This is a genomic window from Acetivibrio cellulolyticus CD2 (assembly GCF_000179595.2).
GTDB lineage: Bacteria > Bacillota > Clostridia > Acetivibrionales > Acetivibrionaceae > Acetivibrio > Acetivibrio cellulolyticus.
Map to the genome: position 1 here is coordinate 818,939 of NZ_JH556659.1, position 14,934 is coordinate 833,872.

Genomic DNA, 14,934 nt, shown 5'->3' on the forward strand with positions numbered 1-14,934 from the left:
TTACGTCGTTTTTATAAAATCATTTATATCGGTAATTCTAATAATCATAGCAGTAACGTTGTCTATTCCTTTTTTTTCGAAAGCCAAATCAACGAGATTTTTGCTTAGTGCAGCACTGTCATTTGAGCTTGAAAGGGAATTTTTAAGTTCTTCGTAAGTGATAGTATTTGAAAGTCCGTCACTGCAGATAAGATAGGTATCTCCCTTGAGGACATTAAACTCATCAGAATAATCAGCTTCCATCCTGCCTTTTTGAGGGTCTATGCCAAGATGCCTTGTCAGGATATTATTGCTTTTGTGAAATCTGGCGACCTCTTTATCTAAAAGCCCGAGCCGGATAAGCCTTTCTGACTCGGTATGGTCGTTTGTTAACTTTATAAGATTTGAGTCTCTGAAAAGGTATACTCTGCTATCACCGATGTTTAGGGCTATTGCTTTGTTCTCGAAGAATAAAATAGATGCAAGAGTTGTACCCATTCTTTTGCCGGCAGATAAAGAGTTCTCAAAAATTAAGGCATTGGACTTTTCAATATAGCTGCTCATAAAATCCCTCAAATCAGCTATGTTGCTAAGTATTTTTGATTCTGAAGATTTAAGCATTAGGGAGAGTGATTGAACTGCCAGAAAGGAAGCTTCTTCGCCAAGTTCTTCACCACCCATACCGTCACAAACAGCAAAAACAAACTGATGGCCAAGAGAGTTCAATGAATGTTTACAGAAATCACTATTATCAGACTTTTGCATAAAAAGGCCGTCTAAAAAGAAATTATCCTCGTTTTTCGTTCGGACATTACCTTTTTCTGTTATTACAGAAGCATCGATTTTTAACATTTTATCCATAAGTTCTACCTCTTGTGGCTTGAAATCGTATTCTAGTGAAATTCTATATGAATAATTTATGGTGCATTAAATGTATATCCATTCATCATCAATATCTTCTGGAATAGATATTTCAGTTCTGTTAAGGCCATTGGGGCAAATTTTGAAAATTTTATTTCCAGCACTTTTATTACAATAATAAATCCAGTTATAAACTATATTGATATAATCTGAATAGTCATCATTGAGTTTAGTCTTTTCAGAACCGTCAATACGGATTCTATATAGCTTACTGATATCACTTTTGTTGCAGTAATAAACCCATCCGTCATAAATATTTATATTAGTTGATATATCGTTATTGAGTTTTTCCACTATTGTTCCATCAAGGTTGGTTTTATAAAGTTTCATGCCATCGTTCTTGTTGCTAAAGTAGATCCATCCGTCAGCGATACAAAAATAGCTTGCTTCATCATAGGACACTCTGATTTTTTCATTTCCATCTGTATCTATCTTGTATATTTTTCCTCCATCACTTTTGTTGGAGTAATAAATCCAACCTTCATATAAGCTGATATTAAAAGATTTATCGTTATTTAGCTTTGTCTTGCTATTCCCATCTGTGCTGATTTTATAGAGCTTATAATCATCAGTTTCGTTGCTATAATAGATCCAATCTTTAGAAACATTGAGATACCAGCAACTGTCGTTGGAGATTTTTTCTTTTTTGGTACCGTCAATACTCAAACGGTATATGTTTTCTCTAGAAGCGGAATTGCTGTAGTAAATCCAATTTTCTACAATGTTGATAAACCAGGACTCATCGGAATTTAGTTTTATTACCTGATTTTCATCAGTATTGATCTTATAGATATTGTTATGGTGGTTTGGACTGGATAGATATATCCATGCTCCCTGAACACAGGTTAGTCCTCCATTTATTATGTTGCCAGCTGTATTACCATTACTATTCACATAATTATTACATAAAAGGACTGTATCTGGAATGATGTTTAAGGAGTCCAAACATACTTTTTTGCTTACTGCCCTGTTGTTTGATAAAACAATTTGATTCCTGTCTTCGCAAGACATTTGGTGATATGTTTCAATTAAAGCTTCTTTTGCAACTGCGGGCGAAGTAAATCTATTTTCCGGTTTGTATTGGCACATTTTTAGGATGATCTCGCCAAGTGTCTGATTTGCATTACATGGAGGAGGGATAGCATTACCTAAAAAACGCTTTTCTACAGCAGATTCACTGTCTTTAATTCGAAGTTCCATAGGAGATGGAGGCATAAAAGGAAATCTTCCGTTATTAAGAAGCTTATAGAGCAAAATACCCAGAGAATAGAGATCTGCTCTGGTGTCATATGCTTCGCCTTTATATACTTCAGGAGCCATATAGAGTGGGGTGCCGCGAATAGACGCAGAGAGACCTTTTGCGAGTTCCCGTGCAATTCCGAAATCACCTAATTTAAAGCATTTGTCTTTAGATACAAAGATATTTTCATCCTTTATATCTCTGTGAACTATGCTCTTTTTTGAACAGAGCTCCAGTGCGGTGCATATATCAAGGCCGATATTTACTATATCATCTATGGAAATGTCCTTTTCAGTCAGATATTTATTTAGCGGTGTCAAATATTCCATTCTGATTAAGATGTCCCACGCGAGTTTTCCATCATGTTTTTCTACCTTGTGATCTTCATAGCTTACTATATTACTGTTCCCACGGAGGTTGTACAACATTATAATTTCATTTATGATGTTTTTTACCGCATCTTCAAAATATAGTTTTAGAAGTTTTTCATCATTTCCTAAAGTAGCTATTGCTTCACGATACTGGTCATTTGAAGGAAGGCTAATGACTTTCAAAGCGGATTCATATTTGTAGCCCCATTCTTCTTTGGAGAGTTTATAAACTTTTCCAAAGCTGCCCTGGCCTAAAAATTTTTCTATATACCAACTTTCCCAGAAAGGTTCATATCTTTTTACATAATCATCATTTTGGTAATTCATTTTAGAAACATACCTCCAAATATGCTTATAGATAAGCTCTGAGATTGTTTAATAAAGTCATCTGATGTTTAGTTATTATGGATTGTCAAAATAAAATCGGAGAGTTCTTGGGCGGTTTACAAAATATATACATGACATATATATTTTAGCATATCCGCTTTGTTTGCGTCAATTATAGTTAAAAAGAGCTTTTTTTTAGCTTATATTAAAAACAATGCTTTTGTTTTGTGATTTTTTTTTGTATAATAACATGTGTACATGATTTGTCTTTAACGTCTTACGACTTAAAAAGAATAGTTGTAAGAACTGAATTTGATTTAAAGGAGAAATATTGATGGACAGAATAACTTTGTTCGATTGTTTTGAAGGTGAGCCAAAGAGAGGCTTAGGAGAATGCTTGCAATATTATTGGGGATATAGGCTGCTCGAACTTGCTCAAGCGCACGGTTTGCAAGTTGTTGAAGAAACCCCGGATGCTGAGATTATGGACAAATTAATACCACAGATGCTGAAAAACTTTGCAAACGATTTAGTATATTTGAACGAAGATGAACTGTTATTTTTGAATAAAGTAAAAGAAAACCCCAATAAGGAAATGGACGATGCTGAAAACGGACAGTATACTACTTTGAAATGGTTGGGTTATGTCTATTTGTTTAATTTTGACGGTCATATATACCCAGTGATTCCAAACGAGTTATTGCAATTGATTCCGGATATGAATGCTGAAGAATTTAAACATAAGGTTGAGCGCAACCAAAAGCTGCTTTCATATACATTGGCTTTAACAAACATATATGGGGTTTATAGAGTTGAACAGTTGGTAGATGTATGGAATATGCTCAACAAGGAGAAAATGGATGTCGATGAGGTTAGAGAATATATTGACATAATGTCTGCTCGACAGACCAATTTTTGGTGTGACAGAGGGCATATTGTTTCAACCTTATTGGGAGATGTTAACGAATACTATGATTTAATGAAAAAAGCTTCACGCAGCCCTTATTTCGTACCTACAAAAACTGATATTGGATTTTATTCCGATAGTAAGAATGTATATTCATCAACTTACTGCAAGAAAATTGAAGATTTTATAAGGAACAAGAATGTTATTGATGAAAGTCAATTAGGCGATTTAATTTCAGAAATAGCAGATGCTTGTAAAATGGACAAGCATCCAAATGAGATTATTGCTATGGTAAATGAAGGTGGAATTGAATTTAGTGATGAAGAAGAAACAAGCGAATTTTTGAGGTTGCTAATGACCCTGTCAAATAGTACTAGAAAATGGGTGTTGCGTGGGTACATGCCTTCAGAATTAGTCCAAAACCCTTCAAGACCGGCTGTAAGACCATTGCCAAACAAACCTGTGCAGAGTGTACAGAAAAAAGTTGGACGAAATGATCCATGTGTTTGTGGTAGCGGAAAGAAATACAAGCACTGCTGCGGTAAGTAGTAATACTGAATTGATTTTCAGGTATTTGTATAGAAGTCAAACAACTTTGTGGTTAATAGAACACAAAGTCGTTTGACTTTTGTGTTATTGTTGGGGGGTGACATCTGTTATTTAGAACTTTGCAGATTATAAAATTTATACAATGATAGTTTGCCTAGTTTGCTTTTATATGTTAAAATTTAGTATACATATAAGAAATATATAGGATTCAATACATTTCATGGGGGTATTTAGTATGGAGGATTTGATAAGAAAGAATATTGTAAAAGTGTCAAAGCTTATGTATGATAAAGAATTGGTAAATCCGTATGAAGGTAATGTATCGATACTGCATGAAGAACAGGTATACATTACTCCCGCTGGGATTTGCAAAGGCTATTTAACTGAAGATATGATAGTTGTTACCGATTTAAATGGGAATGTGTTGGAAGGTATGTATAAACCATCTTCAGAAATTAAACTGCATCTTGCTTCATACAAGCTAAGAAGCGATATAAGATCTGTAGTACATGCTCATCCACCATTTTCGACTGCATATGCTGTTGCAAACAAGCCCATCGAGACAAAAGCATATACCGAAATGATAGCGTTATTTGATAAAATCCCTGTGGCTAAATACGGAACACCATCTACTGATCAAATAACTGATGGTATCAAAGACTATATAGATAATTATGACATTATTCTTCTTGCCAATCATGGCATAATTTCTGTAGGTACAGACATTTTTAATGCTTTTTTTAAGCTTGAGGCGGCAGAGAGTATGGCAAAAACCCTTCTTTTAACAAAGATGCTAGGAGGGGAGAAAGAACTGCCGGACGTTGAGTTGGAAAAATTATATGAAATGAATAAAAAGCATAGTGCAATTAAATTGTGATTTTATGTAAAGTGATCCATTGGCAAAAAATCTTTCTATTTTTCACTGGAAATGTATGTTTTATATATGTTTTTTATAGAATATATGATATTCTATAAATAGGGTTGGACCTTGATTTCTAAGTCCTTCTGTTTTGCTCGCCAATTAAGTTTTTTATAATTAACTGAAAGTAAATAAATATTAAAAACTGGGAGTGGTATTTTTATGCATTTAGCATTAGGTATTGTAGACGGAGCTGCTGCGTTCTGGGGTGTAATAGAGAGTTTTCTTTTAGTAGTTCTTGTTATTTCTGTCTTAGCAGTTCTTTTAGTTCTATTAAAGAAACGTCCAGAGCAGAAGGAACCGGAAAATAACTACACTATGATGAGTAAGATCTTACAGGATACTTTAAGTGAATTTGGGGATAAGATAGAAAATTCACTAAAGGATACAATTGATTCCTTTGGAAACAAGCTGACCGGTGTAGTTATGGAAGTCAATTTGTCTTCTAAGGTATTGGATGATACTGTGGATAAATTCGATCAAACTATTAAGAATTTTGCTGAGAATGTAAAAAATATTACCGAGTTTAACAGTAAACTGGGCGATAACATTGAAAAGATGGACTCCAGTTATAAAAATTTAACAGAGACATTAGCTTCAACATCTAAAACTGTTGTTGATAATTATGGTTCGGTTGAGACTCTATCAAAAGATATAAAATATGCAGCTGATGAAATGACTTCATACAGCAAGCAGGTTGTACAGGATTTAGGAAGCATAGTCGCCGAAGTCAAAGGATCAGTTTCATCAATAAAAGATTTGGGTGAAGTGTTAAAGAATGATTTAAGTGCCCGCAGTCAGGAAGCTAAGGATTATCAGGAAAATATAAACCAGCTTATAGAAAAAGTAAGCGGAGATATATCAATATTAGGACATACTACTGTCACTGCTTTTTCAAAGAGTATTGACGAAAGCGTGCAGGCTACTTCCCAGAAAGTTGCACAGGATTTTGGTAAAATAGCAGGCGAAGTTGAAGGTGCAGTTACGTCAATAAAAGACTTGAGTGAAGTTTTAAAGAATGATTTTAGTGTACGCAGTCAGGAAGCAAAGGAATATCAAGAAAATATAAAGAAGCTTATGGAAAAGATGAATGATGAAATATCAATTTTAGGACAAAAAACTGTAACTGCTTTCTCACAGGGTATAGAGGAAGGTGTACAGGCTACATCACAAAAAGCTGTACAGGATTTCACTAAAATAGCAGCTGAAATCGAAGCATCAGTTACGTCAATAAAAGATTTGAGTGAAGTATTGAAAAATGATTTGGGTGTGCGCAGTAAGGAAGCAAAGGAATATCAGGAAAATATAACTAAACTGATGCTAAAGGTAAGTGGTGAAATGTCAGTTTTAGGACAAAACACTACCAATGCTTTTTCACAGAGTTTAGAGGACAGTGGGCAGGCTATATCACAGAAAGTTGCACAGAGTATGGATGATGTATTTAAGGGAATATTTACTCTGCTTGATGACTTAAAGGAAAATGAAAAACTACTTGCCAAGACTATTGTAATGCTGCCAAATCAGGTCATAACATATAATGAAACTGCCGCAAATAAGGTTGGAATACAGCTTGATGAGATCAAGAGACTTTTTCGCAACAATAACGGATTTTAATTAAGTTATGTAAAATTGCTGATAGGGTGAATTTGATGAATAAAGATTTAGAAAAGTTAAATATCTTTGTTTCAAAATATGAGAATTATGTAAAGAAAAATCCTAAACAGGCGCATGGATATTACTGTCTTGGCTGGCTTAACTTGAATTTGGCTAAATATAAGGATGCCCAGGAGCATTTTGAAAAGGCTATTTCAATTGATTCAACTCATACTCTGTCTAAAGTGGGACTGATTGTGACAAATGTGTTCAGAAGAAAGTTTGTTCAGGCAGTAAATTTGTATAGCCAGTATCGTAACGATATAAACAGAAAAAATATATTCAAGATAAAAATGATCCGTGGAGTTAGCGAATTTTATTCTAAGGATAGTTTTTTTAGCAAGAAGAGTAAAGAGACATCTAATCCATTATTCTATAAGCTTACAATACAGCCTTTACTGGCCAGGCTAACAGAGGAAACGGATAATTTTGTGCTTATTTTGTTACTTGCCATGTATTATATGAGTGTGGATGAAAGAAGCCTTGATATTATGTACATTTTAAAGGTTTGTGTATATGTTGAGGCTATTGATGACAATATGAGATGGGCACTGATTAGGGCTATAGCTGACTGTGGTGAGAAGCTTTACTATGACTTGGATATAGCATCAAAATTTACAAGTATACCTGAAACTGATTGTCCTGATGAATATGTAAAAACCATATACAATACCGCTCTATTAGGCAGGAATAAGTATAAAGTCAAAAATATAATTAATTCCATGAACAAATCAGGGAAGGATATGACTTTGAGTATGGCGTGGAAATATGTTGATTGGTCGTGGAATGTTGAACTGTACGATTTATCGGTATATGAGTGCTGCAACAGGCTTTTGATGTCAGGTTGGGTCGATATAGTGTTACTTGAGATGATGGCAAAGTTGGAAAAGCAAAATATCATCACATTCACTGATGAAGAACTAAGTGTGTTGAAAATTTATGATTATTGTACATGATACCTTGACAACAGCCGGTGATTACATTATCATTTAACTTAACTGTAATGATGTAAAAAGTGATGATCAAGAGGAGTAGGCAGTAAGTCTTGATAGAGATGGGAAACCGTTGGCTGAAAGTTTCCCTTAAGATCAAACTGTTGAAGGTAGCTTGGGAATTCTGCAGTTGAAAACACATTATATATCGTGTGTGAGTAAGTTGCGGCGGCAAAGGACCGTTATTTCCGGATCTTTTGATGAGCTGTATGGCTTTTAAAGGAGTTAAGCTGCCCTGTATATTGAGGGAATTTTGGTGGTACCGCGAAATAATGCCTTTCGTCCAATTGTGGATGAAAGGCTTTTTTATTTGGGGATTTGCGTAGCAAATGATTCTAAAATGAATGGGGCTTTATTTTAAGTATCATTTGGATTGTATGCATGTGAGGGAATTTATTATTTAGGAGTGAGCAATTTGTTATATTTAAAAGTACTTGCGTTAATATTTATGATATCTGGTTTTGCTTCTGTTTATCTGGCAAAGTATATTGTGAATAAATATAATCTAAAAGAAAGAGCAGTTTGTTCTTTTGAAGCTGATCTGACAGAGGAAGAACTAGAGGAATACAAGTATAATAAGGCAATCGTAAACGTTAAGATATTTGGTGCGCTGGTTGCATTACCAGGAGTGATTTTGATCCTTATTGTTTTTAGCAAGGGAATGAGTTAAAGAGTGGTTTTTTATTATTCAAAATGAATTTATTAAATGGAGGTTATATAAATGAGTGAAGAAAAGAATATTGCAAAAACCTATGACCCCAAACAGGTTGAGGACAGGCTTTACAAGGAGTGGATGGATAAAGATTACTTTCATGCAGTTGTAGATAAGAATAAGACGCCGTATACCATTGTTATCCCTCCGCCAAATATCACAGGTCAGCTCCATATGGGACATGCATTAGACAACACCCTTCAGGATATTTTAATCAGGTGGAAAAGGATGCAGGGCTTTTCTGCTCTGTGGCTGCCAGGTACAGACCATGCCAGCATAGCTACCGAAGCTAAAATTGTTGAAGCAATGGCTAAGGAAGGTATAAAGAAGGAAGATCTCGGAAGAGAGAAGTTTTTAGATAGAGCATGGGACTGGAAGAAGGTTTATGGAGGAAGAATAGTTGAACAGCTTAAAAAACTTGGAAGCTCCTGTGACTGGAAACGTGAACGTTTTACCATGGACGAAGGTCTTTCTGAGGCTGTTAAAGAGGTATTTATAAGACTTTACAAAAAGGACCTGATATATAGGGGTGAAAGAATTATCAACTGGTGCCCTAAATGTAATACGTCCATTTCCGATGCAGAAGTTGAGTACGAAGAAAAGGCAGGGCACTTCTGGCATATAAAATATCCTATTAAGGACAGCAATGAATACGTTGTGGTAGCTACAACAAGACCAGAAACAATGCTCGGAGACACAGCTGTTGCAGTACATCCAGATGATGAGAGATACCAGCATCTCATAGGGAAGATGGTAATTCTGCCTTTGGTGAACAGAGAAATTCCTGTAATTGCGGATGAGTATGTTGAAAAGGATTTTGGTACAGGTGTTGTTAAAATTACTCCTGCTCACGATCCAAATGACTTTGAAGTAGGGTTAAGGCATAATCTACCCCAGATCAGGGTTATGGATGATAAGGCTTCAATGAACGAATATGCAGGCCAGTATCAGGGAATGGATAGATATGAGGCTAGAAAGCAGATTATAGATGACTTAAAGAATCTGGATCTTTTGGTTAAAATTCAGGATCACACACATAATGTAGGTACTTGCTACAGGTGTTCTACTGTTATTGAGCCTATTATTTCAAAACAGTGGTTTGTAAAAATGAAGCCTTTAGCGGAACCGGCTATTGAAGTTGTTAAAAACGGTACAATCAAGTTTGTTCCAGAAAGGTTTTCGAAGATATACTTTAACTGGATGGAGAATATTCAGGACTGGTGTATTTCCAGACAGCTCTGGTGGGGACACAGGATACCGGCATATTACTGCAAAGAGTGCGGTAACATGATGGTAGACAATGATATGCCAGATGTTTGTCCAAAGTGTGGAAGTTCAAGAATTGAACAGGACCCTGATACTTTGGATACATGGTTTAGTTCTGCTCTATGGCCGTTTTCAACTCTTGGCTGGCCTCAGCAGACTGAAGACCTTAAATACTTCTACCCTACAGATGTGTTAGTTACAGGTTATGATATAATATTCTTCTGGGTTGCAAGGATGATCTTCTCCGGTTTGGAGCACATGGAAAAAGAGCCGTTTAAGTATGTTTTCATTCATGGAATTGTAAGGGATTCTCAAGGAAGAAAGATGAGTAAGTCATTAGGAAACGGTATTGATCCGCTTGAAGTAATTGAACAATATGGCACTGATGCTTTAAGGTTTGCGCTTACAATCGGTACTTCACCTGGAAATGACTTGAGATTTTCAAGCGAAAAGGTTGAGTCCAGCAGAAATTTTGCCAATAAGATATGGAATGCTTCGAGATTTGTGCTCATGAACTTTGATGAAAACATCGATTTCTCAAAAGTGGATTCAACCAAGTTTAATTCAGCTGACAAATGGATCTTAAGCAGGGTAAACAGCCTTACAAAAGAAGTAACAGAGAATATGGATAAATTTGAGCTGGGGATAGCCCTCCAGAAGATATATGAATTCATATGGGAAGAATTCTGTGATTGGTACATTGAACTTGTAAAACCAAGACTTTATGACAGGGAAGACAGCTCAAGGCTTGAAGCTCAGTATGTGTTGAACTATGTACTGGGATCAGCTATGAAGCTTTTACATCCATATATGCCATTTATTACAGAAGAGATTTACACACATTTAATTAATGATGACGATAGCATCATGATTTCAAAATGGCCGCAATACAAGGAAGAATACTGCTTTACAGCAGAAGAAGAAAAGATGAATCTGATAATGAACGCTATAAAGAATATCAGAAATATTAGAGCAGAAATGAATGTTCCACCTTCAAAGAAGGCAAAAACGATATTTGTTGCTTCAAAGCCTGAGGATCAGGAAATTATTAAAGAGGGTAAGGTGTTCTTTGAAAGATTAGCATCAAGTTCTGAGGTTTTAGTAAAATCCTCAAAAACCGATATTCCTTCAGATGCTGTTGCTTCAATGCTTCCAAGTGTTGAAATCTATATTCCTTTAGAAGACCTGATAGATATTGAAAAAGAGCTGGAAAGGCTTGAAAAGGAAAAGGCAAATCTTCAAAAGGAACTAGACAGGGTTAATGCAAAACTTGGAAATGAAGGATTTGTTGCAAAGGCTCCAGCTAATGTTATTGAAGAGGAAAAGTCTAAAAAAGTAAAATATCAGGAAATGTATGATAAGGTTATTGAAAGGCTTAATGGGTTAAAAAAATAGTTTGATTAGGCAATATGTATAACAATAACGAGATGATGCAAGTTGTAATTGTGAAAATTGCAAAAAGTGATAAAATTTAAATAAAAGTATTGCAATTATGCAAGAAGCATGTTAATATAGTTTCATAAATTAAATATTGAGAAGGAAATATAAAATCTTAAAAGCGAGTTTTATACCTTTAAGGCTTAGGTGCCACAAATTATAGTGATATATAGTTTGTGGCCCTTTTTGAATAATTTTGCTAACTAATGTTCTGGTCTATAGTCAAAGTATTTAAAAGTAGCTTGATAAATATATATTTCCTGTAGTAAATAAAGAATTAGTAGTTTAAAGAATGCAGTAGCGGATATTTAATTCACTGTATGGATTTGATATCGCAAGGCCACGGGTGCTGAAATTGGAAATTTTCGGCGCCCTTTTTATATCAAAAAATCAATACAAAAATCGACACGAAAAGGATGGAGGTAATTATTATGAGACAGGTAGCTATTTATGGAAAAGGTGGAATAGGAAAATCGACAACAACTCAGAATTTAACTGCTGGCCTAGGTGAAATGGGCAAGAAGGTTATGATAGTTGGATGTGATCCTAAAGCAGATTCAACAAGACTTGTTTTAGGTGGATTGGCACAAAAGAGTGTTCTTGATACTTTAAGAGAAGAAGGAGAAGAAGTTGAACTGGAAAACATTATGAAAGATGGTGTGTTTGGAATTAAATGTGTTGAATCAGGAGGGCCTGAACCGGGAGTTGGATGTGCAGGCAGAGGTATTATTACCTCAATAAATATGCTTGAGAGCCTTGGAGCATATACACCTGATTTGGACTATGTTTTCTATGATGTATTGGGAGACGTTGTTTGCGGTGGTTTTGCGATGCCTATAAGAGAAGGAAAAGCTCAGGAAATTTACATTGTTGCAAGCGGAGAGATGATGGCCTTATATGCTGCAAACAACATTTGTAAAGGTATTCAGAAATATGCAACTACCGGTGGATGTCGCCTAGGTGGAATAATTTGCAACAGTAGAAAAGTTGACGGCGAAAAGGAACTTTTGGAGGCCTTTGCAAAAGAATTGGGTAGTCAGTTAATTTACTTTGTACCTAGGGAAAATCAGGTTCAAAGAGCAGAAATCAATAGAAAAACAGTAATTGAATTCAGTCCTGAGCATGAACAGGCAGAAGCATACAGAGGACTTGCAAGAGCAGTAGACAGCAATGAAATGTTTGTTATTCCAAAGCCGATGGTACAGGACAGATTGGAAGAAATTCTTATGGAGCATGGAATATTGGATATCTAGAAATGCCTTGTGAAACCAATAATCAAAAGAATCTGGAGGGTTAAAATTATGTTTATGATAAGAGCTATTTTAAGACCTGAAAAAGTGGGATTAGTATTGTCTGAATTATGTGATGCCGGTTTTCCAGCCGTAACAAAAATGGATGTTATGGGTCGTGGAAAGCAAAGAGGTGTAAAAGTAGGAGAAGTATTCTACGACGAAATACCAAAAGAGATGTTAATGATGGTAGTAAAAGATGAAGATAAGGACGATGTAATCAAAATAGTGGTCAAGAATGCTAAAACCGGTGAAAAGGGAGCATTTGGAGATGGAAAGATATTTGTAAGTCCTGTTGAAGAAGCATACACCATTAGTTCTGGAGAAAACGGGCTATAAGGGGGAATAGAGATGAAGGAAGTACTTGCAGTTATAAGGATGGAAATGATAAGTAAGACAAAAGAAGCTCTGTTAAATGGCGGATTCCCAGCATTAAATTGCCGTAAAGTATTAGGACGCGGTAAGAAAAAGGTTGATTTTTCAATTATAGAAAATATGATTAACGGTGCAGAAATACCTTCTCCGGCTATAGCTCAAGCATTATCCGAAGGTCACAGGCTTGTACCTAAAAGACTTCTGTCATTAGTTGTCAAAGATGATGAAGTATCGAGTGTTGTCGACACAATTATTAAAGTAAACAGTAAGGGTAAAGCTGGAGATGGGAAAATATTTATAATGCCGGTTAGTGAGGTAATAAGAGTTAGGACCGGTGAAAATGGTGAAGAAGCAATTTAGTTTGTGAAACCAATGATGTGGGGTGATTATTATGAATCAAAATTTTGATAAGGTAATTGAAAAATATCCGGCAGCGGTGTTTAAAAATAGGAAAAAACACATTGTAGTGAAGGACGAAACAAGTGCTGAACCTCAAGAAGTAGCATCAAATGTCAGAACCATTCCGGGGATAATAACAAACAGAGGATGCTGTTATGCAGGTTGTAAAGGGGTTGTATTAGGGCCGCTTAGAGATGCAGTTATAATTACTCACGGTCCGATAGGATGTGGGTATTATACTTGGGGAACCAGAAGAAATAAAGGAAGAACAAAGGATGATGAACTCAATCTTTTAGCCTACAGTTTTTCAACAGACCTTCAGGAAAGTGACATAGTATTTGGAGGAGAAAAAAAGCTGGTTCAGGCAATAAAAGAAGCCGTAGAGATTTTTAAACCTAAAACTATTTTTATCTGTTCTACATGTCCTGTTGGTTTGATTGGTGACGATATTCACGCAGTTGCAGCAAAAGCAGAGAAAGAGTATGGAATAAAGGTTACAGCTTTTAGCTGTGAAGGTTACAAGGGTGTTAGCCAATCTGGAGGACACCACATTGCAAACAATGGTTTGATAAAACACATAATAGGTACTGGGGATAAAGTCGTCGGAAAATACTCAATCAATATGCTTGGTGAATACAACATTGGAGGTGACGGATGGGAAATCGAAAGAATTTTAAAAAAGATAGGCTATGATATTGTGGCTACGATACCTGGAAATGGTACTGTGGAGGAAATGAAAAGTGCTCATATGGCAACCTTGAATGTTATCCAATGCCATCGTTCCATCAACTACATTGGAGAGATGATGAAGACTAAGTATGGACAGGATTGGCTTAAGGTAAACTTTATTGGCATAAACAGCACTATAAAGAGCCTTAGAGATTTGGCAAAATATTTCGATGACCCTGAACTTACTGCAAGAACTGAAGCTGTAATAGCTGAAGAACTTGAGGAGATAATGCCTCAGCTTGAAGAATTTAAGGAAGTTTGTAAAGGAAAGACTGCTGCATTGTTTGTTGGAGGTTCAAGAGCCCACCATTATCAACACTTATTAAAAGATATAGGAGTTGAAACAATTCTTGCAGGTTATGAATTCGCACATAGAGATGATTATGAGGGTAGAGAGGTAATACCCAATATTAAGGAAGACGGAGACAGCAAAAATATTGAAAGTATTGAAGTTGAAGCTGATCCTAAGTACTATAAGGTTTTCCTGTCAGAGGAAAGATATGAAAAGCTTAAGGATGAAATACCTCTTAATTATTACTCCGGAATGATAAAAGATATGAAAAATGGAAGTTATATCATTGATGATTTAAACCATTATGAAACTGAAGAATTTCTAAATATTTTGAAACCGGATATTTTCTGTTCAGGAATAAAGGATAAATATGTTTCACATAAAGCCGGAGTCTTTTCAAAGCAGCTGCATTCTTATGATTATAGCGGTCCATATGCAGGGTTTAAAGGAGCAGTAATTTTTGCAAGAGACATTGCTATGGGACTGAAAACACCTTCGTGGAAACTTATTAATCCCCCATGGAAGACGCAGCCGATGCTTGAAGGAAGCTATGCAGAAATTGAAGGAGGGACTTGAA

The 14,934-nt window shown here is 35.6% G+C and carries 12 protein-coding genes and 1 other annotated feature; of the genes, 10 read left to right on the forward strand and 2 right to left on the reverse strand.

From position 1 onward, the window contains the following. Entirely contained in the window at nucleotides 1–840 is an 840-nt protein-coding gene (locus ACECE_RS0223480) for a PP2C family protein-serine/threonine phosphatase (RefSeq protein WP_010251766.1), read from the reverse strand. Nucleotides 841–906: 66 nt separating this feature from the next. Further along, a complete protein-coding gene (locus ACECE_RS0223485; RefSeq protein WP_010251769.1) occupies nucleotides 907–2,838 on the reverse strand; it encodes a DUF5050 domain-containing protein in 1,932 nt (643 codons plus the stop codon). A gap of 334 nt (nucleotides 2,839–3,172) precedes the next feature. Between ACECE_RS0223485 and ACECE_RS0223490 the strand changes: the two genes are divergently transcribed. The 10 genes from ACECE_RS0223490 to nifD all read left to right on the forward strand — a co-directional run bounded on the left by ACECE_RS0223490 (nucleotide 3,173) and on the right by nifD (nucleotide 14,933). Next, the gene (locus ACECE_RS0223490; RefSeq protein ID WP_010251771.1) at nucleotides 3,173–4,294 is read left to right on the forward strand and encodes an SEC-C metal-binding domain-containing protein; all 1,122 of its coding nucleotides are present in this window, start codon (nucleotides 3,173–3,175) and stop codon (nucleotides 4,292–4,294) included. 235 nt (nucleotides 4,295–4,529) lie between these two features. Further along, entirely contained in the window at nucleotides 4,530–5,171 is a 642-nt protein-coding gene (locus ACECE_RS0223495) for a class II aldolase/adducin family protein (RefSeq protein ID WP_010251774.1), read from the forward strand. A gap of 204 nt (nucleotides 5,172–5,375) precedes the next feature. Further along, nucleotides 5,376–6,827, forward strand: a complete 1,452-nt coding sequence (locus ACECE_RS0223500) for a hypothetical protein (protein WP_010251776.1) — start codon at nucleotides 5,376–5,378, stop codon at nucleotides 6,825–6,827. A gap of 35 nt (nucleotides 6,828–6,862) precedes the next feature. Continuing rightward, nucleotides 6,863–7,822, forward strand: coding sequence for a tetratricopeptide repeat protein (locus tag ACECE_RS0223505; protein WP_010251778.1), 960 nt, complete (start codon nucleotides 6,863–6,865; stop codon nucleotides 7,820–7,822). A 53-nt stretch (nucleotides 7,823–7,875) separates the two neighbouring features. Further along, nucleotides 7,876–8,148, forward strand: a binding site (T-box leader). A gap of 116 nt (nucleotides 8,149–8,264) precedes the next feature. Further along, a complete protein-coding gene (locus ACECE_RS0223510) occupies nucleotides 8,265–8,528 on the forward strand; it encodes a hypothetical protein (RefSeq protein ID WP_407636678.1) in 264 nt (87 codons plus the stop codon). A 51-nt stretch (nucleotides 8,529–8,579) separates the two neighbouring features. Further along, nucleotides 8,580–11,231, forward strand: coding sequence for a valine--tRNA ligase (locus tag ACECE_RS0223515; protein WP_010251782.1), 2,652 nt, complete (start codon nucleotides 8,580–8,582; stop codon nucleotides 11,229–11,231). A gap of 473 nt (nucleotides 11,232–11,704) precedes the next feature. Continuing rightward, nucleotides 11,705–12,526, forward strand: a complete 822-nt coding sequence (gene nifH / locus ACECE_RS0223520; RefSeq protein WP_010251784.1) for a nitrogenase iron protein — start codon at nucleotides 11,705–11,707, stop codon at nucleotides 12,524–12,526. 48 nt (nucleotides 12,527–12,574) lie between these two features. Then, nucleotides 12,575–12,901 (forward strand): P-II family nitrogen regulator, encoded by a 327-nt coding sequence (locus ACECE_RS0223525; protein WP_010251787.1) that lies wholly within the window; start codon nucleotides 12,575–12,577, stop codon nucleotides 12,899–12,901. Nucleotides 12,902–12,913: 12 nt separating this feature from the next. Continuing rightward, nucleotides 12,914–13,297, forward strand: a complete 384-nt coding sequence (locus ACECE_RS0223530; RefSeq protein WP_010251790.1) for a P-II family nitrogen regulator — start codon at nucleotides 12,914–12,916, stop codon at nucleotides 13,295–13,297. A 31-nt stretch (nucleotides 13,298–13,328) separates the two neighbouring features. After that, nucleotides 13,329–14,933, forward strand: coding sequence for a nitrogenase molybdenum-iron protein alpha chain (gene nifD, locus ACECE_RS0223535; protein WP_010251793.1), 1,605 nt, complete (start codon nucleotides 13,329–13,331; stop codon nucleotides 14,931–14,933). The last annotated feature ends 1 nt before the right edge of the window (nucleotide 14,934 follow it).

Coding starts and splice junctions, on each gene's coding strand:
- ACECE_RS0223480 (WP_010251766.1), bottom strand. CDS start 840: ATGGATAAAATGTTAAAAATCGATGCTTCTGTAATAACAGAAAAAGGT.
- ACECE_RS0223485 (WP_010251769.1), bottom strand. CDS start 2,838: ATGAATTACCAAAATGATGATTATGTAAAAAGATATGAACCTTTCTGG.
- ACECE_RS0223490 (WP_010251771.1), top strand. CDS start 3,173: ATGGACAGAATAACTTTGTTCGATTGTTTTGAAGGTGAGCCAAAGAGA.
- ACECE_RS0223495 (WP_010251774.1), top strand. CDS start 4,530: ATGGAGGATTTGATAAGAAAGAATATTGTAAAAGTGTCAAAGCTTATG.
- ACECE_RS0223500 (WP_010251776.1), top strand. CDS start 5,376: ATGCATTTAGCATTAGGTATTGTAGACGGAGCTGCTGCGTTCTGGGGT.
- ACECE_RS0223505 (WP_010251778.1), top strand. CDS start 6,863: ATGAATAAAGATTTAGAAAAGTTAAATATCTTTGTTTCAAAATATGAG.
- ACECE_RS0223515 (WP_010251782.1), top strand. CDS start 8,580: ATGAGTGAAGAAAAGAATATTGCAAAAACCTATGACCCCAAACAGGTT.
- nifH (WP_010251784.1), top strand. CDS start 11,705: ATGAGACAGGTAGCTATTTATGGAAAAGGTGGAATAGGAAAATCGACA.
- ACECE_RS0223525 (WP_010251787.1), top strand. CDS start 12,575: ATGTTTATGATAAGAGCTATTTTAAGACCTGAAAAAGTGGGATTAGTA.
- ACECE_RS0223530 (WP_010251790.1), top strand. CDS start 12,914: ATGAAGGAAGTACTTGCAGTTATAAGGATGGAAATGATAAGTAAGACA.
- nifD (WP_010251793.1), top strand. CDS start 13,329: ATGAATCAAAATTTTGATAAGGTAATTGAAAAATATCCGGCAGCGGTG.